This window comes from Ruminococcus sp. AM43-6 (assembly GCF_003461785.1).
In the GTDB taxonomy this organism is placed as follows: domain Bacteria; phylum Bacillota; class Clostridia; order Oscillospirales; family Ruminococcaceae; genus Hominimerdicola; species Hominimerdicola aceti.
Genome location: NZ_QTXU01000027.1, coordinates 1 through 20558, shown reverse-complemented (window position 1 = coordinate 20558; position 20558 = coordinate 1). Strand labels below are relative to the sequence as shown.

The following is a 20558-nucleotide window of genomic DNA, read 5'->3' as shown; positions in this document are numbered from 1 at the left end:
TCCTTTAGTATTTCTTGTTATGGAACGGATATACTAACGAAAAAGGAGGCGTTTACAATGGCAGTATCACACAGAGGCGCAATTTCATTCGGTTTAGTCTATATTCCTGTCGGTTTGTATACGGCAACGCAGGATAACGATATACACTTCAATCAGCTTTGCAGAGAGGACGGCAGCAGAGTAAAGTACAAAAAGGTTTGCACATCCTGCGGAAAGGAGATCTCATCAAAGGATATCGTAAAAGGCTTTGAGTACGACAAGGATAAGTTCGTGATTATGACAGATGAGGATTTTGAAAAGGCGAAGTCCGAAAAGGATAAGACTATTCATATCCTGCATTTTACTGATTTGAATTCTATTCGCCCTATTTATTATGATAAGACGTACCACGCAGTTCCCGAAGCCGGAGGAGATAAGGCGTTTGAATTACTTCGTAAAGCAATGAAAGATGAGAATAAGGTCGCTGTCGCCAAAACCGTTATGGGTACAAAGGAAAAATTGCTTACGCTTATTCCTACAGACGACGGTATACTGATTGAAACCATGTTTTTCGCCGACGAGGTAAAGCAAGTTCCGAAAGAGCCTGCACATCCCGAATTAAACGAAGCGGAACTGACTATGGCGAAAACGCTGATCAACACAATGGTCAAGGATTTTGAGCCGAGTTTATACAAGGACGAATATCAGTTCAAGCTGCGTGAAATCATTGAACAGAAGATCGCAGGCAAGGATATTGTTGCCTCCACTCCCGATGTTCAGGTCAATGTCATTGACATTATGGAGGCTCTCAAGCAAAGTCTTGCCCAGGCAGGCGTAAAGAATGACTGATATCTGGGAAACAAAAAATATCAGACCGATGCTGATCGGCACAGAGGGACAACCCTTTGACAGCGATGAGTATATCTACGAATTAAAGCTTGACGGCGAACGCTGTATCGCATACCTTGACAGAGACAAAACGATTCTGAAGAACAAACGAAATATCTTAATGCTGCCGAAAGTACCGGAGCTTGCAGAAATTCATAAGAATGTGAATGTCCGCTGTATTCTGGACGGAGAGCTTGCGGTCATTAAGGACGGCAGACCGGATTTTTTTGAAATACAGAAACGCAGTATGATGAGCAATCCCGTAAAGATAGATATGGCGGCGAAGAAATATCCTGCATGTTTTACTGCGTTTGATATTCTGTATTATGAGAACAGACAGGTAACGGACTTGCCGCTGACTGAAAGAAAAGAACTTCTACAGAAAGCGGTAATATCGGAAAACGGCAGATTTGCAGTATCGAGGTTTATTGAGAAAAACGGTATCCAATTCTATGCCCTTGCCGAACAGCAGGAATTGGAGGGTATCGTTGCGAAACGTAAGGACAGCAAGTATTACTTTGATAAGCGGACTAAGGACTGGATCAAAATTAAGTATTTGCAGGACGATGATTTCGTAGTTTTGGGCTATGTTCCGAAAGAAAACAGTATGAACAGCATTATCCTCGGACAGTACAGTAATGGTCAGCTTGTTTACAAGGGTCATGTTACTCTGGGAGTTGGCGGAGAACCATTCAGAAGAATAAAGACTTTAAATAAAACAGATTGTCCTTTTTCTGAAATTCCGAAAGGCAATGAAAATGCTGTATGGGTAACTCCCGAACTTGTATGTACAGTAAAATATATGATGAAAACCGAAAGCGGCGGTATGCGGCAGCCTGTTTTTAAGGGGCTGAGAGAAGATAAGTCACCGGAGGAATGTATTGATAATATTACTTGAAAAGACGCATATACTAATTACAGATTGGAGTTGATAAAATGTCAAAGGATTCACAGCTTGATCCCAAAGAAGTCAGAAAGATGAAAGCCAAAGGCGGTCATACAATGGCTGAAAGCGCTTTGGACGGCGAGAGCAGAAACAATAAAAAGCAATCCGGCAACCGTCATAAATGCGGTAACGATAAGTAGTAAAAGAACAAGGAGTATATTGTGTGAAACACTCCTTGTTTTTATATATAAATATCTCATAATTTAAGAGTAATATTAAGACAAAACAAACCATTGCCGTTATTTATATCAAAAGTTCCGTTATGCTTGTTAACAGAATTTCGTATATTGTTAATACCAAACCCATGATGTATTTTATCGTCTTTGGTTGTTTTAAGATCGTCATTTTCCTCATTTGTGGGATTACTGATTGAAATAAATTGATATCCCTGTTGTATGTTCAGTTTTATGTCAATTACTTTATGTCCGCCGATCTTACCGCAGGATTCTATGGCATTGTCAAGAGCGTTAGAAAAAATAACGCATAGATCGATGGGATCAAAATCGTGCGTAAACAAACCGTCCAAGCATATTTCTGTATCGCATTCCTTTGCAAACTCAGCTTTTTCTGTAAGGATTGAGTCTAAAATATTATTTCCGCTTTCATACGGTTTTTCTGTCATGGTTTTGGAATTAGATAATTTATTTATGTACTGAACAGCTTCCTCGTTCTTATTTGATGAGATCAAAGCTGATACACATTGCATATGATTAATGTAATCGTGTCTGAAAGAATGAAATTCTTTCTTCATATCGTCTAAGGCTTTATAATGTCGGAGCTGAGTATCTATCTGTTTTAAAAGCAGATCAGATGTGTCTTGAAAATACTTTTTTGACATACTGTTTATAAACAGCAGAAACATGATTGCAAACATTACTATCATTAAAATGAGTAGGAAGAATTCTGAAAATCCCTTTTGAACAGAAATATTGTCTGTTTCAAAGGAAATAAGCGTAACGACTCCTTCCATAATAAAGACACATAAAAGCATCAATATTCCCACCGCTTTAGACGTTGACTTAAATGCAAATCTTAAATTTTTAAACTGCTCTTTTTTATATAAAAAGCAAATCAAGCCAAGAACAAACAGCTGAAATATCATTGAAGTGACCTTGTTTATTGTAAATTCGTTTAAATTCGAGGCTGTAAGCTTAAATATCCATAAGGCACAGCTTTGCATGAGTGAATCCAAGGATATCAGCAGCAAAGGCATATAGAATGAAATAAACCTTATTTTTTTAGTGAAGATAAACGGAAAAACCAAAAAACGCAGATAATATACGGCAAGCAGTACTGTCATCATGAATTTTGATGATTCTGCAAAATATGAACTGAAAATCAGAGTATAACTTCCATGAACAACCGATACGGAGAGCGATTTAATCCAACCGGGTTTAAATTCTTCCAAATCAGCAGATTTGCTTATGAGAATCAGGTTAACAAGCAGAAGCAAGTCCGAGATAATAAAGACGGCATTTGAGATTACAGTGTTCATTATATCAGTCCTTTGTGTTATATCTTACTATGTATTCCTGAAAAGCTTTTTTGAAATCGGTCAGATACCTTCTGCTTATGGAAACACGTTCGTTGTTATCAAAATAGATAGTTTTATTATCGTGATTTCTTATGTGGAGAAAGCTTACTATACATGACCTGTGAGAACGTGTAAATCGGTCTTTGGGAAGCATCTTTTCAATCTCCTGCATATATCGGCAGCATTCAAGTTGATTGTCAACAGTTCGTATTATAGTGTGCTTGTCTTTTGATTCGACATAAATAATTTCAGATAACCTGACTTTCCACGAACCGTCGTTAGTGTTCAATATGAGAAAATCATCTGTTCTGACAGAATCAAGATAATCGTCGATAGATTTAAACAGATCTTCTTTTTTTATCGGCTTTAAAAGGAAACGAAACGTATTTACCTCAAAGGACTGAAAAACGATTTTAGGAAATGCGGTGAGGAAAATAATAGTAACGTCTGAATTTTTTAATCGCAGACGTTTGGATGTTTCCAATCCGTCAATATCGTCCATCTGATAGTCCATAAATATAATGTCAAACTTCTCAGTACTTGATAAAAGGTCATATCCGGTTTTAAAATATGTAGTTAAAATCGGCTCTTTTTTTAATGTGGAATATTCGTTTAAAAGCGTATATAATTCTTCATATAAAATTATTTCGTCATCACATACGGCAATCTTCATAATTTCGCCTCCCTTTGCTTTTAATTATAACATAGAACTATTAAAATATCAAGTAAAATTTTACAATAAAATCACGCTTAAACTACCGCTCGCGCCGAATTTACGACCGTATTTCAGATATCTGTAGACGAATTGAATAAAAAGATTTATACTACCCCCGAAATGAAAAAACGGGGAGGGATATCAAATGTGGAGATACATCTGGCAGATCATTTTTAAGTAATAGGATGAGATAGTTATGGAAATAATTGAAAAGCAATATTTATCTGTTGAATCGCTGCTGTCATATAGGACAAGATCAACATACAGTAAACTTGATAAGTTGATCGAGCATATATTGGAAAGTCTGAAATTTCTTGAAATGGAACGGACAGGAAATATCATTTTTTCTCTGAAAGAAAATACCTATGGAACGGATGAAACAATACTTGACCTTGAATTTTTTGTTCCTGTCAGCAAGGAGTTTAAAAGCAACGAGTTTTATGTTTATAAGCCGCAGCTTATGCTTTTCAACGCAGTGAGAGCAAGACACTCCGGAACTTATGACACGTTAAAAAATTCACGTAAGAAAATGCAAACATATTTATCCCGGAAGTGTTATCAACCGATAACAGATTTTTACTATTACATTAATAACAGCAATTTAGTGGATATTTACGTAGGGATCAACGGTAATATTGTTTGATATTAGGCGGACAAATTTTTGTCCGCCGTTTCCTTTTTTACGACAAATTCTGAGTCAATATGACCGCTTACGCCGAATTTATGACCGTATTTCAGATATCCATAGACAAATGACATTGTTTATGGTATTTTTTAACGGAGTTTGATCAACAAAATTCATATAATATTCGAGGATTTAAGGAGGAATTTATGGGCAGATTTTTTTCATTGGTTCAAATAAAGAATAACGGCAGCAGAGAACAGTTTTTAAAAGCATTTTGTGATGTAATGAAAAAACGAAGTCTTGTGCCATGCTCTGAGAAAGAATCAAGCGTAAGTTATATTCTTGCTTTTTCAGAAAGCGGGAAATGGGTAACACTTGCTTCTAAGGAGTACAGGGACAATCCCAAACAGGTCAAGGACGACGCCAAACAGACAGCTGCGGAAATGAAAACAAGCAGTTTCAGCATGGATGTTGTAGACAGCGACTGGACGTATATTGAACTGCATACCGGGGCTGATGTCCACGATACGGTGATGGTGGGACGTTCCGAGTTTGACGAAGAACATTCGCCGAAAGGCAGACGTGAATGTTGGGAGCCGATTTTAGCTCCGGGAAAAACGTGGGAACAGATCTCTGAAATATGGAACAAGAACGAAGTCTTTGTTGAGGACGCTTTGTACGAAGCAGCTTCCGTGCTGGGAATTGAGCCGAAATATATGGTTTCTGATTATGAGGATTTTGAAAGCAAAGCAGACAAAGATACAAATATTATTCCGATGTTTTTCAAAAAGAAGAATGAAAGAACCCTGTCTTTGAATGCCGCATTTAAACAGGTTTTCGGAGAAGCTCTTGAACCGTTGGGTTTTGTAAAAATAAAAGTTGCTAAACTTACTTACTTTGTACGGGTGGTAAATGATGAAATACTGCATATTTTGACATATCGAGAGCTTCGGACACGAAAAACAGGTTATAAGTCTTTTGAAATTTTAGGTGGAGTTGTTTCACTTTATAGGCGAACGATAGATTTTACAAAGAGTCCGGAGTGTTGGCTGAAAAACAATCATCATTATTACTGTTCATTAAATCCTGAGATTGATGATGATGTAATGGAAAGTGCAGTCCAATATGTATGTGATGTATGGGGAAAAAGTATGGATTGGTTTGTTCGTACTGAGTCACTTGAAGGAGCTTTTAGCAAAAGTATAGTACACTTTTTATATAAATCAGACGACATTTATGGTATGAAAAATGCATTTAATGTAACCCAAAACGTTATGCTGCCGATTTTTGATGAAGCAATCAATCTCAACAACTGCATAGAGCATTTTTACAAACTTGGAACCCCAATGGATATTTGCTGCGATTTAGAGGAATTTAACACAAAACCTCATTATTACTATTCCGAAGGTCTTTTACTGATAAAGACAGGTTACAAAGGTGATATTACGCCATATATGGAAAATATTCTTGCAATGAAAGTAAAAGAAGTTGAGAAAGGCCTTTCCGGCCTTTCCGGAGCAACAGATATTAATGACTACAAAAATAGATTTCGTCAGAAGGTACAACAGCAAATTATCATTCGTGACCAAATGTTGAATGATGCAAAACTAAACACAAAGGTAACGGCAGAATTAAAGAAGCGCAGAACAGACAATATTCGAACTCTTAAATCGTTTGGGTTAGAAATATAAAATGAAAGGCTGGTTATTATGCATCAAAAATTTTTAAAATTAATTTCATTTATGTTGGTAGTATCACTATTACTATCAGTGGTAACAACATCAAATTTTCCTTCTTTGATTGTTTCAGCAGAAGAAAGTATATCAGAAGACAATAGAACTGAAGAAGAATCGAAAGAGGATGCAGTATTACTAACATCAATAACTGGAGATTGGAATAGGGCTAAAAGAGATGGTATAGTGCCTCCTTATGGTCAGTTCCATCATGATGTTCAAGATCATATTATTGATAAATATAAAAAAGATAATATTACAGATGAACATACAGTTACCTTTAAATCTGGACAAGCTCCAGTTGGAAACAAAACAGGAACTGGAAGAGCTGATTTATATTTTGAGGATGTTGAAAACGATATTGCTTATTTTTGGGAAGTGAAACCAGGCTCTTATTTGGAACCTTCCAAAATGATTGAAGGTCTAACTCAACTCGACAGGTATGTAAATAATACTTTACTGGAAGATGGGATAACCGAACACAGATATGGTAATACACCTTATAGTGATGAAAATATTTCATATATTAAGGGTGATCTTAGCTTAACGGATATTTATAAAAAATTTAGTTGGAAACTTGGTAATATTGATATAAGTCAACTTGAGGGTCTTGATATTAGTTTTGATGGTATTTATGACACATCTCATAAGTATGTGATTTTAATTGCATATCTTCCAAGTGGATTAATACTTTACTGGTTTATACGAATTCCAGATTATAAACTTGACAATCTGTCTGATGTTCCCGATCTGTCACCATTTTGGTGGTTATTTGGATCGACATTTTTAAGTCATTGGTATCAAATTAATCAAAATCTTGGTAATGGTTCTGGTCTCGCTCCATCGCCAAGTTTTGTACCAAGTTTTGCACCGGACTTTGCGCCAAGTTTTGCGCCGGACTTTGCACCAAGTTATTCACCAAACTATTCACCAAGTTATTCTTATGCAAATGAAAGCGCAAATCAAGAAATCTTACAGCGTGAATTAGAATTATGGGAACAAGAGAAAAGCAGCAGTACAAGTATAGATACAGCAACGGTACTAAAGTATAGTATACCAGCTTTAGGTGGATTATGTGCAGCTGCTGGTATAATTAAATTGGCAACATCCGGCAAGCTTGATAGTGTTTCAAAATCAATTTCTGCGGCATGTACAACACTTATGATTACACTAAATCCAATTGTAGCAAGTGCTGAAAGTGTTGAAAACCCAGAAGAAGTAAATAAAGCTGTTGATGATTTTCTTTTAGCTGTGGAAGTTTTTATGGGAGAAGAATTTGCAGAAGAATTAAGACAAGCATTGCTTGCAAATGACGCAAAAAAAATAGATGAATTAATGAAAGAAATTCAAGAGGAATCCGGTAATTATGACAGAGCAGGCAAAGCCCAGCCACCCCGTGATCCTCTCATAATAGACTTAGGCGAATCAGGCATAGAACTGCGTTCACTTGAACACGGTGTAAATTTTGACCTTGACAATAACGGATTTGCAGAGAAAACAGCATGGATAGGTACAGAGGACGGGTTTTTAGCGTTAGACAGAAACGGAAACGGAAATATTGATAACGGCGGAGAGCTTTTCGGAGATCAGGTAATTCTTAAAGACGGTTCAAAATCCGAATCTGGCTTTGAAGCACTTGCAGAACTTGATGATAACAGCGATGGAATAATTGATAATAATGACATTGCTTTTGCTGATCTAAGAGTGTGGATAGACGCTAACCATAACGGAAAATCCGAATCAAATGAACTTAAAACTTTAAATGAAACAGGCATTGTTTCTATTAGCCTTGAACATTCGGAAGTCAGCTTTGTAGATGAAGAAACAGGTACGCGCATTGCAGAATCAGCAAGCGTTACAATTAACAAAAACGGAACTGTATCGATGGTGGATATCAGCGAGTTCTGGTTCCCTGTAAATTCATCTGATACAACTCAGGACGGCGTGGTTACAGCGGGTAATGTCCCAAATATAATTCAGGCTATCAATGATGATGAAAGCGGAGAATTACTTGAACTTTGCTATCGATTCAGCGAATCTACGGATATAACTATGAAACGCTACTGCCTGAAAAAGATTCTTTATAAATTAACAGATTCCGAAAGTATTTCAATCAACAGCCGAGGCGGCAATATCGACGCAAGAGATCTGCACGTGATCGAGCAGTTCATGGGACGTGATTTTGAGGGTGTAGGAGGTTCAAATCCGAACTCTAATGCAGCTTCAATATTAAAGGATATATATACAAACATAGAAAATCAGTATTACAATATTCTTAATATGTACTGTGGTCTTGGCGGCTATCTGAATGCAGTTTACGAATACGAGGACGAGAATGGCAACAAGAATCTAAACTTAGAGTTCTTAAATTATATATTTGATGAAAAAGCTGCTGAGGGAGAAAATATTGATTACTTAGTATATGACCTTGGCGTTTATCTCAAGTCGTACGATAAGATCAACGGAACATCATGCTTTACTGATTACAGTAATCACTATTCAGAGAATTATGCGGATATTGTTGAATCAACAATATCAGGTAACACATATCTTGGCACAGAAGCTAATGATTCGTATAGCGGTACAAGCAAAATTGATTTCATTTTCGGTGAGAACGGTAACGATAATCTCCGTGGCGGCAACGGAAACGACGCTATTAGTGGTGGAGCAGGCAACGATATCTTGTACGGAGATTCAGGCAGCGACATACTTATTGGCGGCGAAGGCAGCGACACTCTCGACGGCGGAACAGGTAATGACACACTGAAAGGCGGCTCTGGTGACGATACATACATTTTCGCAAAGGGCTATGGAAACGATACAATAATCGACTCCGAAGGATTGAATACTCTCAGATTCAAGGGACTTAAACCAAGCGATATTCTTGTAAACGGCACAGATGAATACGATGCAGCTATAACAATAAAGGGTACAAACGATACTCTTGTTATCAAGGATTTCCGCAAAGGTGAGGAATACCGTAATTACGATCTTGAATTTAACGGAGTTAAAATGCACGTTACCGATAAGGGCAGTCCGTTCAGACATATCTACGGCGGTAACGGCGACGATGTCCTCAAGGCAGTTGTAGATGATTCAGTTATGCACGCTTTCGGCGGTGACGATACCGTTTACGGCAGCAAGGGTGACGACATTATCTATGGTAACGAGGGCAGCGATACCATTTATGCAGGAAACGGAAACGACTTTGTTTACGGCGGTGCAGGAAACGATATTATTGACGGGGGCGAGGGAAACGACTTACTCTATGGAGGTTTCGGAGACGATACATATATTTTCGGCAAAAATTGCGGTACAGATGTAATAAACGATACCGAGGGTACTTCTGTTATCAAGCTCACGAACGAAGTTTCTCTTGCAGACCTTCGTATCGATTCGGTGGGCGAAGATGTTGTTATCAGTATAAGGGATACCGACGATAAACTCATAATCACAGACTTTAAGCAAAATCCCGATAACTATGTTCTTCGTATAGGAGATGAGGAAATCTCCGTTAAGGATAACATTACAGCAGAAGAAAAAGAGTTCCTTTCGGGTTCGGAAAACTACGACTATATCGTTAATGAGAATAAAACGGTTATCGCAGGCGGAGAAAGCGGAGACAGAATAATCGGTTCCGGCATGGACGAGTATATACTCGGAGATTCAGACAGCGATCAACTTCTTGCAGGCGGCGGAAACGACGTGATTTTCGGAGGTTCGGGAGACGACTACATTAACGGCGGAGACGGAGACGATATAATTGACGCAGGAACAGGCAATGACTTCATTGACGGCGGCAGCGGAAACGACATATATATCTTCAAGCCGGGATACGGCGCCGACTCCATTATGGACAGTGAGGGTGTTAACACTGTTATGTTCGGAGACGGTTTCATCGCCGGAGGCATCAAGGCATACCGTTCCAATTGGAACGATATTCTCATTACCTTTGACGGCTTTGAGGATACTCTTACCATTAAGAATTACTGCATCAGCAAGGAGGCAAGAAACTTCACACTTGTATTTGCCGACGGAACTGTCGTAGAAGCAGCAGATCAGAACAGTCCTCTCAGAACTATTTACGGCACTGACGGCAGCGAGTATATGATCTCCATTTATGAGGATGGCATTACAAAACTCGGTCAGGACGGCGACGATCAGCTTGTAGGCAGCAACGGAAACGACTTTCTCTACGGAGATAAGGGCAGCGACAGACTTACAGGCAACGCAGGAAACGATGTTCTTGACGGCGGTGAAGGCAATGACTTCCTTTACGGAGGCGCAGGCAACGACACATATATTTTCAAAAAAGGCTACGGTACAGATACTATCGACGACGGCGAAGGGACGAATACTATTGAGATTTACGGATATTCAGCAAATCAGATAAAGGCTTACCGTACAAACTGGAACGATATTACCGTTACCTTTGAGGGTTCTGATGATAAGCTTGTGATCGAGGGATTCTTCACTTCCGAGGCAAACAGAAATTTCTATCTTACGTTTAACGGCGGTTCTAAGCTTCACGCAACCGCGTCCAACAGTCCTCTGAGGACTATTTACGGAACTGAAAACAGCGATTACATCGCAGCTATGGACGACAGGGGTGTAACTCTTATCGGAGAAAACGGCAGCGACAGCCTTAACGGAGGAAACGGCGCAGATAAGCTGTACGGAGGTATCGGAGACGATCAGCTTTACGGAAGCGGCGGAAACGATATTCTTGACGGAGGCGAAGGCAGCGATTATCTATATGGCGGATCAGGAAATGATACATACATCTTTAATATCGGTTACGGCACAGATACCATCAGCGACAGCGAGGGCGTCAACACGATCTCATTCGGCAGCGGTATTTCGGCGGATATGATAACAGTTTACAGAACAAACTGGAATGATCTTACCATTACATTCGAAGGTATTGAGGACAAGCTGATCATTCAGGGTTACTTTACATTTGAGGATAACAGAAATTTCAATGTGAACTTTGCAGACGGAACAAGATATGCATATGACAGTGAAGAAAATCCGCTGAAACAGGTACACGCAACAGAATATGACGACTGGATGTCCGCATGGAGTGATAACGGTGTTGTCATTCACGGTGACGGAGGAAATGATACGCTTAACGGCGGAGAAGGAAACGATGTTCTGGACGGAGGTGTTGGCAGCGACTATCTATATGGTGGCAACGGAAACGACACATACATATTCGGAATAGGATACGGATCAGATATTGTTGAAGATAATGACGGTGAAAACAAGATCGTTCTCAACGAGATTACGTTGGATATGATAACATTCAGTATTAATGAAAACGGTTATCTGATAATTTCTATCAATGACAGCGAGGACGTTCTTACAATCAAGAACTTTAATTCTGAGTTATTTGCATTTGAATTTGCTGACGGAATTATCGGAACTGTAAATGCTGATACAGCTGAGTTTACGCAGACCATCTTAGAAGATTAATCCAGCGAATTAAATAAGCTTAAATATAAAAAAGCGGCTTCATCGGTGAAGTCGCTTTTTTTATACAAATAAGAAATTAAACCGTCAGACTAAAAAAATACCAAGTATATATAGCTTAAAAGGCGCGTACTTTCGGAGGTACGCGCCTTTATTTCGCATATTCAGTTACTATGCGAAACATATTTTAGCTTGTTTTTATGCTGATTTAAATACTATTATATCACAAATTCAAATTAATGTAAACCTTTTTTCGAAGAAAAAATCATAAAATGCGCAAAAAAATACTGAAAACTAAAAAATAAACCGTCAGAAAATCAGTCAGATTGGAGGAATGTTAATGGCTAAAAGAGGAAGTAATATCTATAAACGCAAGGACGGCCGCTTTGAAGGCAGGGTATCTGTTGGATATAAAGAAAACGGAAAGACGAAATACCGCTACGTTTACGGTCACAGCCTTGCCGAGGTCAAGGAGAAAATGGCACAGGTCTATTCGGGAAAGAATACACAGGAACAGTCTAAAAATAAAATGATTGTCAGGGATATCGCAGAGCAATGGCTTGCTGAGAAAAAGCTGACGGTCAAAGCGGCAAGCTATACAAGTTACCGTAATCTGCTCAATAATCATATTTATCCGGAGTTTGGGGGAATTCGGTATACCGCGCTTACCAAGCAAATGTTAAACAGATATATGTCCGAACTGCTCGTATCGGGCAGAGAGGACGGCAGCGGAGGACTTTCGGTTAAGACTGTAAGAGATGTGATCGTTGTTCTGAAATCGGTATGCAGCTATGCTCATAATGAGTATAACTTTTCAAATCCTGCCGAGAACATTAAGCTGCCAAGAATAGAGAAAAACAGCGACGAGCAGGCTGTTTTGGACAAATACGAAAGAATAAGACTTAAACAGTATCTTATGTATAATCCGGATAGAACCAATATAGGTATCTTGCTTTGCCTGTATACCGGACTTCGTATTGGAGAACTCTGCGCCTTAAAATGGCAGGATATCGATTCCCAAAATGAACAGATCAGCGTAACCAAGACGATTCAGCGTATCTCTTATGATGACGGTACGACGGAGATCGTTGTAGGTTCACCAAAAAGCGTCACATCCGTTCGTGATGTGCCAATACCTGAATTTGTATGTAAGGAGCTGATTAAATTCAAAGGTTCGGCGCATTCATATATTTTATCCGGATACGGAACACCTGTTGAACCGAGAACTATGCAGAACAGGTTCAAGTCAGTTCTTAAAAAATGCGAAATTCGTGATATGAATTTCCATTCGCTCAGACATACCTATGCAACTATGTGCGTTGAAAAGGGGTTTGATCCAAAAGCATTAAGCGAGCTGCTCGGTCACGCTGACGTTTCAATTACCATGAACCGCTATGTGCATTCTTCTGCCGAAATTAAGAGGAAATACGTGAGCCGTCTGAATTTTTCGGCATGATTTAAACCGTCAAATTTACAGTCAAAATAATAGAAAACCTGCGTATTTGCGTGGGTTTTCTTGCCTTTTGCTGATAGTAACTGAATATGCGAAAAAGTACTTCAACCATAAATATTATACCCGAAAATAAATGAAAATGCATATCAAGGAAGTAATTTGATGAATATTGACTCAGCTAAAAAGGAAGTGAAAGCGTTTAAAAGAATTGATGAGCGTTACAATGAAGTATATAAACGATGTATAGAATTGTGTCCCGATATGAGGAATTTGGTAGAACAAATAAGTCATATAAATCCGCCAAGAGCAAACGAATATAAGGAATTGTATCTGCGAAAACAAAACGGTGATTCCAAAGCCACAAACAGAATGATTGAAATGTATTTGCGTACAGCGTTGAGATTTTCACTCGATGCAGCCGAGAAAACCTCTTTGCCGTTGGACGAAATATTTTCCGAGGCAGTGATAGGACTTGCTGAATATGTCCAACGATACGATCTTCAAAAGAATAGATTGTTTTCAAGCTATATTATTTCGGGAATCCATCAAGGTATTAACGCATATATCCGTCAGAACAGCAGTTATATCCCCTTGCCTGCGCAGTTTGCCCAAACCGTAGAGATAGTAAAAGCCGAAAAGGAAAAATACAGTTCGGACTCATATTACTATATGTCTAAAAAAATAAGCGAGGTAACAGGGCTCAAGCTGAAAGAGGTGGAATTGGCTCTTTACTATACCGAACCGCCCATTTCCTACGAGGACTACTGTAAACACAGGCATAACATTGCTTATAACGGAGAAAAATATATTATTGATCGTATTTATTGGAAGAATGTCAAGGAAACATTTAAAAACGTTATAAGCGCCTTGACCGAAAGAGAACAGAAAGTGATTCGGCTGAAATATGGATTAAGCCTTTGCGGAAAGCATTCGGTTAAGGAAATTGCTGATATGTTTTATGTAGATAAAGAACGAATAATAAGCATCGAAGAAAAAGCCCTCAGAAAATTAAAACGTAACGAGGAAATAAGAAAACTATGGGAGTTGTAATCATATAATTTTTTTGATATAATAATTAACAGAAAGGAGCGGTGCATATGACAGTAGACACCAAAGAAATAGTAACAACTATCGGATATATGATCGGTGTGAAAAAGAATATATTGGAGCAATGCTTCGGCGAAGAGTATCACGAACTTTTGCAGACTTTGTACGTCAATAAGGAAACTTCGATAATCAGGTATTTGTGTAAGCTTCGTACAACGCTTATGCAGAAATTCAAAAAGACCGACGATGAAATGAGGTTTAATCTGAAAAATCTCAACAGTATGGACTTTTACGATCAGGATAATATAAAGCAGCTTGAAAAATGGGGATTTGAGATAATAAAACCAAATTACCGCTCTGAAAAATATATGCTTGACCTTGCAGGGCTTATTAGCGCAAATATTGATAACTGCTTCGAGTTGTTCCCCGATTGGGTAAACTGGAACTACATTAAGGATTTATTTGTAATACCTCAGTATACGAAAAAAGGCGTTCTTAAAAGTGAATTCAACATATATATGAAAAATATAGAATACTATCCGTTTCAGATGTATATTCATTGGAAATCCGAAGATCACGGCAGCATACTTTATACGGACGGTAAATTTTTAGGTATAATATATAGGCAGCATAACGATATTTTTACCGATTTTACAAAATACAAGGACGCTCACAGCGAAACAAAAAATAATATATATGATTTTATTGACCGCAGCTACAAAACGGCAATTGCAGTCGACTGCGAAAATTCGGACGTATATAAGCTGTACAGCGTTCTGAAAAATCTCAATCAGGATGAATTATCGAAAATAGAAAAAATAGTTTTATATGACGATTATCATACGACAAGCGGATGGGACTGGCTTGAAAAATTCACTAAAATACCGATAGAACACATAGAAGTCAACCGGGTCACCGATCAGAAATCATTGGTAGATATAAAGATGACGGCGGGAGTGTGTACCGATTACTATGAAAATAATATAACGTCCTTTATTTTAGTATCGAGCGATTCCGATTACTGGGGATTCATATCAACCCTTACAAAAGCGGAGTTCTTGGTAATGTATGAACATTCCAAATGCGGACAGGCTATCAAACGAGCGTTGTCGGAGCATAATATTTACTACTGCTCCATAGACGACTTCTGTTCGGGTAATATTGAAGAACTGAAAAAAGCGGTATTGTTCAGCTGTCTTGAAAAATATCTGCCCGAAATCATCAGCCTAAACGGAAAGGAACTGGTAAGGAAAATTTATGAAGAAGCAAGGATCAGCGCAAGCGAAAAGGAAATGGAAAATTTCTACGACAGATATATAAAGACGTTAAGGCTCAGAGTTGATAACGACGGTAATTTTACTGTAGAAATCTGCAAGTAAGGGTGACGCAGCTTGGATAAAATAAATTATGAAGAAATTTATGATCATTGCAAAGCTATCTGCCCGGAAATGCAAAGCGTAATTGAATATGTACGTAATATTTCTTCTTCAAATAAAGAAATAAAAAATACCGTCGACAGACTTAAAGGCGGAGATATGTCCGCAGTAAAAAGATATATTGAGCTGTACATGAAAAAAGCGCTGATGTATTCATTGGCAGCGGCAAAGCAGAGCGGACTGCCTTTGGACGAGCTGTTTTCAGAAGCCGTGTCTGTGGCAGCACAGCGAGCCGTAGATTTAGCGGAACATAATATAAAGAAGGTTACTTTAATGTCTTCAATGTCTTCCGATATAAAAAACAGACTTCAAAAATATATATTTGAATACAATGATTTCTCACGATATGAAATATCAGAACTTAAAGTCGGCTATGACGGAGAAAAACTTATGCTCAAAAAGATATGTACGCCTGAGTTTAACGATCTGCTGAACGAAGCTATGTAAAGTCTGCCTTATAAACATGAGATCATTCTGAATATGAGATACGGAATTAACCGCCGTAAATGCGCAATAAAGCAAATTGCACAGAAATTCAATTTATCGAAGCAAAGTATATATGCTACGGAAAAGAGAGCATTGATTAAATTGCATGAATCAGAAAAATATGCGGAACTGCTCAGTGTATATCTGGATTTTATTTGAATATAGGCCGGGAGGAATGTAAATGCTTTGGTTTATCTTGGGCAGTATATTTGGCGGAACAATAACGCTTTTTACGTCAGCATTATGTTTGGCAGCCAAGCAAAATGACGATATAGAGCAAAATAAAGAAATAGAAAATAAGTATAAGAGATAAACTCAGAAATCAATAAGTGCATACCGCATATACGGTTGCATTTTTCATATAAATAAATGCCGTCTGCTTTTCTTCGGCAGACGGCGCCTCTCTATGTCTATATACCAAAAATGTACGGCAAGTCAGCTGGAGCTGGAACAGAAAATGATCGAATACAGGATATGGTATTCGGATAAATAAAAAATCCGTCTGTTTTCAGGCGGATTTTTCTGTTATTGATTTAAATTACTGCATACTTTGCGGCTTAAATAACGTATCAATTTCTCAGGAGTAGGTTCTTTTCCGTTTTTACAAATTTCTGCCCAGCGTTTTTGTACCTGGGGATCTTTTGACTGCATTGCAGCGTGAATTACAGCTTGTATTTCACGTCTGACCTCTTCCTCTGATACGTTATGTATTTTGGCTACCTGTTTTATTACATTCATAATATGCTGCTCCTTTTATATAACTAATGGTAATCTATATGACTGTTAGTTATTATATCATGAAAACAGTAATAAGTCAATAAAAATAAGACAAAGTCTGTGGTTTTGCACAGACTTTGTAAAAAAACGCTTATTATTCTGCAAATTCAAGCAGAGTTTCTATCACAGCGTAAATACGCTTTTGTTCTTTTGGCGGAAGATTGTTTATTTTATCCAGGACAAGAGAGCTTTTTATTTCATAGCTTGCATTAAGAACGTCGCATAAAAGCATATCTGATGTGATTCCAAGCGCATTTGCAATATTGACCAAAGTATTAAGCGACGGAGTTTTATCGCCTCTCTCAAGCATTCCGATATAATTCGGAGTCAGATCAGCCATTTCAGCAAGTGCTTCCTGTTTTATTCCCTTTTCGATTCTGTATTTCTTTATATTTTGTCCGACAGTTTTCAAATCCATAATATTACCTCACTAACAGTTGTATTCTCTGACTAATAGTATATATTATTTGTTCGGTAATTTACACAAACTAAAAGGAATTTATAACAACTGACAGTTAGATATGACATAGCGGCTTGAAGCCAGTATTTCTTTACAAATCGTTGAAAACATGATATAATGGATACAATTAAATTCAATGAATGTTATCGGCATTAAAAAGTAACAGCGGAGAATAATATGATTAGAATAATGTTTGTCTGTCATGGCAACATCTGTCGTTCGCCAATGGCAGAGTTTATCATGAAAGACCTTGTGAGAAAAGAAAATCTTACATCGCAGTTTGTGATCGCATCAAGTGCAACAAGTACGGAGGAGATCGGCAATCCTGTTTATCCTCCTGCAAGAGCAGAACTCAAATGTCATAATGTGTATTGCGACGACGGAAAATATGCCATTCAGCTAAAAAAGAGCGACTACGATAGATACGATCTGTTTGTGGTTATGGACTCTAATAATGTGAGAAATATCAGACGTATTTTTAAAGACGATCCCGAAAACAAAATACACAAGCTGCTTGAATATGCAGGCAGAAACGATGATGTTTCAGACCCTTGGTACAGCAGACGGTTTGATGTTGCGTTTGCGGATATTTACGAGGGCTGTTCCGCATTGCTAAACGAACTTACGGAGAACAAAAATGTCTGAAAAAACCTACATCGCCATAGATCTAAAATCGTTCTACGCTTCGGTAGAATGTACAGAACGTGGACTTGACCCCATGACCACAAACCTCGTGGTAGCCGATGAAAGCCGTACCGAAAAAACAATATGCCTTGCCGTTTCGCCGTCGCTGAAAGCATACGGCATACCCGGACGTGCAAGACTTTTCGAGGTAGTGCAGAGAGTCAAGCAAGTAAATAATCAGCGCCAAAGGGAATGCAGAGGATTTCTGTTAGGTGAATCCTATGACGATAACGAACTGAAACGGGATAAGTCACTTGCGGTTTCATATATCGTCGCACCTCCGCAGATGGCACACTATATGGAAGTCAGTACGCAGATATACAACATCTATCTGCGATATATTGCTCCAGAAGATATCCACGTTTATTCAATAGACGAAGTTTTCATTGACACAACAGGTTATCTGAGCACTTACGATATGACGGCAAGAGAGCTGACAATGAAGCTGATACGGGAGGTGCTTCAGGAAACGGGAATAACCGCCACCGCAGGAATAGGAACAAATATGTATCTTGCAAAAATCGCAATGGACATTGTGGCAAAGCATATCCCTGCCGACGAAAACGGAGTAAGAATCGCAGAGCTTGACGAAATGTCCTACCGCAGACAGCTATGGTCGCACCGTCCTCTGACTGATTTCTGGCGGGTTGGACAAGGATATGCCAAAAAGCTTGAGGAACGATATATGTTCACAATGGGCGATATTGCTGAGTGTTCAATATACAACGAGGATCTGCTGTACAAGCTGTTCGGAGTAAACGCCGAGCTGCTTATAGATCACGCATGGGGCTGGGAGCCTTGTACCATTGCAGACATCAAAGCGTACAAGCCCGAAAACAACAGTATCAGTTCAGGACAGGTACTTCAATGCCCATACAGCTTTGAAAAAGGCAGGCTTATCGTCCGTGAAATGACCGATCTGCTTGTGCTTGATCTGGTGGACAAGGGGCTGGTGACAGATCAGATGGTTCTGACGGTTGGTTACGATCACGAGGGCGTTCCCGACAACTACAAGGGTACGGTAAGTAAAGACCGTTACGGACGGAAAATTCCGAAATCGGCTCACGGCTCAATAAATATCGGAAGGTTCACTTCGTCTACTAAATTAATTCTTGATAAGGTTTCGGAGTTGTATGACAAAATAGTTGACAAAAGTCTTATGGTGCGGAGAATGTATGTGGTTGCAAATCATGTTGTCCCCGAACAATCCATAGCTGACGAAGAAAGCTATGAACAGCTTGACCTGTTTACGGATTATGCGGCTCTTGAAAAACAGAGGGAAGAAGAAAGTAAGCGGCTTGAACGTGAGGAGAATATGCAGAAAGCCATGCTGAAAATCAAAAAGAAGTACGGCAAGAACGCTATTCTGAAAGGTATGAACTTTGAGGAGGGCGCTACGACGATCGAGCGCAACGGTCAGGTCGGAGGGCATAAGGCGTGAAAATATTTAAGTAGTAAATTCAGGATTTGAAAAGTTATATTATGAAAGGTGCTGGATAAATACAAAATGAGAATAGATTTTTTTGAAACAAATAATGGAATGGATACACGCGCTGTCGGTGCAGGCGTATATATGATTGAGCTTGAAAATAGAATAACCAAAAATAAAGTTTGCCTATATATAGGTGAATCCGTATGGATCGCATCAAGATGCGGCGTGCATTTATACTCTCTCTGTGAGAATCCAAGTTACTTTGGATTGGAAAAAGATGATATAGAAAATGATGATTTTATTCTGAAGTTTAGTGTCGTAGAAACGATTGACGATAAGAAAAGTGTTCTGGGATGTGGGCAATATAAAGAATTAGAATTAGGTGCTATTAAGGACAATAAACCGCTAACTCAATTAGATACCAGTGATAGACAGATTAAAGATATTGAGAAAAAAGTATTAAAAGTTCAAATAAATTTTATATCTGATTTTTGATTATCCGCATAAACACTATACTTTCAAGCATTTTGAAATATAGGAAAGCACTCATTTTACCACGAATTTACCACGATTGAATGAGCCTTGATATGACGTAAGAATTTGAAAAGGACACCGTATAGTTTGGTGTCCTTTTACATGAAAATCATTAGTCGCTATTGATTGTTATTATACATTTTGTTAATTGTTCTTATTTCTTTTACGTTTTTTACCGAAAATCATGAGTATTGTCCGAGAGTGATTGGTCTTGCGTATGGTTAACCCTAAAGTTATGGAAATAAGACTTAGAAGCAAACTTAAGAGTGTGTTGATAGTGCATTATCTTAAAATTTTGTTATAATGGTATCGTAATTTAAGACACTTCAAGAGACATTTCTTAATGAATCTGATATA

The 20558-nt window shown here is 38.4% G+C and carries 18 protein-coding genes; 14 read left to right on the top strand and 4 right to left on the bottom strand.

Going from position 1 to position 20558, the window contains the following annotated elements; translation table 11 throughout:
• Positions 1–57: 57 nt before the first annotated feature.
• From DW938_RS12105 to DW938_RS14845, 3 genes are read left to right on the top strand one after another with little or no spacing between them, the layout of a single operon-like run.
• The gene (locus tag DW938_RS12105) at positions 58–828 is read left to right on the top strand and encodes a Ku protein (protein WP_118054581.1); all 771 of its coding nucleotides are present in this window, start codon (positions 58–60) and stop codon (positions 826–828) included.
• Positions 821–1765, top strand: coding sequence for an RNA ligase family protein (locus DW938_RS12100; protein ID WP_117940157.1), 945 nt, complete (start codon positions 821–823; stop codon positions 1763–1765). Before DW938_RS12105 ends, DW938_RS12100 begins: the two co-directional genes overlap by 8 nt.
• Positions 1766–1803: 38 nt before the next feature.
• Entirely contained in the window at positions 1804–1953 is a 150-nt protein-coding gene (locus DW938_RS14845; RefSeq protein WP_181982894.1) for a hypothetical protein, read from the top strand.
• A 56-nt stretch (positions 1954–2009) separates the two neighbouring features.
• Here the strand turns inward: DW938_RS14845 and DW938_RS12095 are convergent, their stop codons facing one another.
• Entirely contained in the window at positions 2010–3308 is a 1299-nt protein-coding gene (locus DW938_RS12095; protein ID WP_118125088.1) for a GHKL domain-containing protein, read from the bottom strand.
• Positions 3309–3312: 4 nt separating this feature from the next.
• Positions 3313–4020, bottom strand: a complete 708-nt coding sequence (locus DW938_RS12090; RefSeq protein WP_118125086.1) for a LytTR family DNA-binding domain-containing protein — start codon at positions 4018–4020, stop codon at positions 3313–3315.
• Between the two features lie 238 nt (positions 4021–4258).
• On the opposite strand from DW938_RS12090, the gene DW938_RS12085 reads away from it, so the two are divergent.
• The 8 genes from DW938_RS12085 to DW938_RS12050 all read left to right on the top strand — a co-directional run bounded on the left by DW938_RS12085 (position 4259) and on the right by DW938_RS12050 (position 16627).
• A complete protein-coding gene (locus DW938_RS12085; protein ID WP_117865014.1) occupies positions 4259–4705 on the top strand; it encodes a hypothetical protein in 447 nt (148 codons plus the stop codon).
• Positions 4706–4893: 188 nt separating this feature from the next.
• Positions 4894–6378 (top strand): hypothetical protein, encoded by a 1485-nt coding sequence (locus tag DW938_RS12080; RefSeq protein ID WP_117940155.1) that lies wholly within the window; start codon positions 4894–4896, stop codon positions 6376–6378.
• A gap of 1203 nt (positions 6379–7581) precedes the next feature.
• Complete coding sequence (locus DW938_RS12075) at positions 7582–11895, top strand: calcium-binding protein (RefSeq protein WP_181984448.1); 4314 nt, start codon at positions 7582–7584, stop codon at positions 11893–11895.
• A gap of 337 nt (positions 11896–12232) precedes the next feature.
• Positions 12233–13348 (top strand): site-specific integrase, encoded by a 1116-nt coding sequence (locus tag DW938_RS12070; RefSeq protein WP_181984447.1) that lies wholly within the window; start codon positions 12233–12235, stop codon positions 13346–13348.
• Between the two features lie 159 nt (positions 13349–13507).
• Positions 13508–14395 (top strand): sigma-70 family RNA polymerase sigma factor, encoded by an 888-nt coding sequence (locus DW938_RS12065; RefSeq protein WP_117865024.1) that lies wholly within the window; start codon positions 13508–13510, stop codon positions 14393–14395.
• 47 nt (positions 14396–14442) lie between these two features.
• Entirely contained in the window at positions 14443–15771 is a 1329-nt protein-coding gene (locus DW938_RS12060) for an NYN domain-containing protein (RefSeq protein ID WP_118054573.1), read from the top strand.
• Between the two features lie 12 nt (positions 15772–15783).
• Positions 15784–16275 carry a hypothetical protein gene (locus DW938_RS12055; RefSeq protein WP_117893389.1) on the top strand — a complete coding sequence of 164 codons (492 nt, stop codon included), beginning with the start codon at positions 15784–15786 and terminating at the stop codon, positions 16273–16275.
• Between the two features lie 220 nt (positions 16276–16495).
• Positions 16496–16627 (top strand): DUF3789 domain-containing protein, encoded by a 132-nt coding sequence (locus tag DW938_RS12050; protein ID WP_118054571.1) that lies wholly within the window; start codon positions 16496–16498, stop codon positions 16625–16627.
• Positions 16628–16839: 212 nt separating this feature from the next.
• On the opposite strand, the gene DW938_RS12045 is transcribed toward DW938_RS12050, so the two are convergent.
• Both DW938_RS12045 and DW938_RS12040 read right to left on the bottom strand, forming a co-directional pair.
• Positions 16840–17052, bottom strand: a complete 213-nt coding sequence (locus tag DW938_RS12045; protein ID WP_117865032.1) for a sporulation initiation factor Spo0A C-terminal domain-containing protein — start codon at positions 17050–17052, stop codon at positions 16840–16842.
• A 133-nt stretch (positions 17053–17185) separates the two neighbouring features.
• Complete coding sequence (locus DW938_RS12040) at positions 17186–17509, bottom strand: helix-turn-helix transcriptional regulator (protein WP_117865034.1); 324 nt, start codon at positions 17507–17509, stop codon at positions 17186–17188.
• 219 nt (positions 17510–17728) lie between these two features.
• Between DW938_RS12040 and DW938_RS12035 the strand changes: the two genes are divergently transcribed.
• The 3 genes from DW938_RS12035 to DW938_RS12025 all read left to right on the top strand — a co-directional run bounded on the left by DW938_RS12035 (position 17729) and on the right by DW938_RS12025 (position 20162).
• The gene (locus tag DW938_RS12035; protein WP_117893383.1) at positions 17729–18196 is read left to right on the top strand and encodes a low molecular weight protein-tyrosine-phosphatase; all 468 of its coding nucleotides are present in this window, start codon (positions 17729–17731) and stop codon (positions 18194–18196) included.
• Positions 18189–19676: a DNA methylase gene (locus tag DW938_RS12030; RefSeq protein WP_118054570.1), complete on the top strand. Its 1488-nt coding sequence runs from the start codon at positions 18189–18191 to the stop codon at positions 19674–19676. Before DW938_RS12035 ends, DW938_RS12030 begins: the two co-directional genes overlap by 8 nt.
• 66 nt (positions 19677–19742) lie before the next feature.
• Positions 19743–20162: a hypothetical protein gene (locus tag DW938_RS12025; RefSeq protein ID WP_118054568.1), complete on the top strand. Its 420-nt coding sequence runs from the start codon at positions 19743–19745 to the stop codon at positions 20160–20162.
• The last annotated feature ends 396 nt before the right edge of the window (positions 20163–20558 follow it).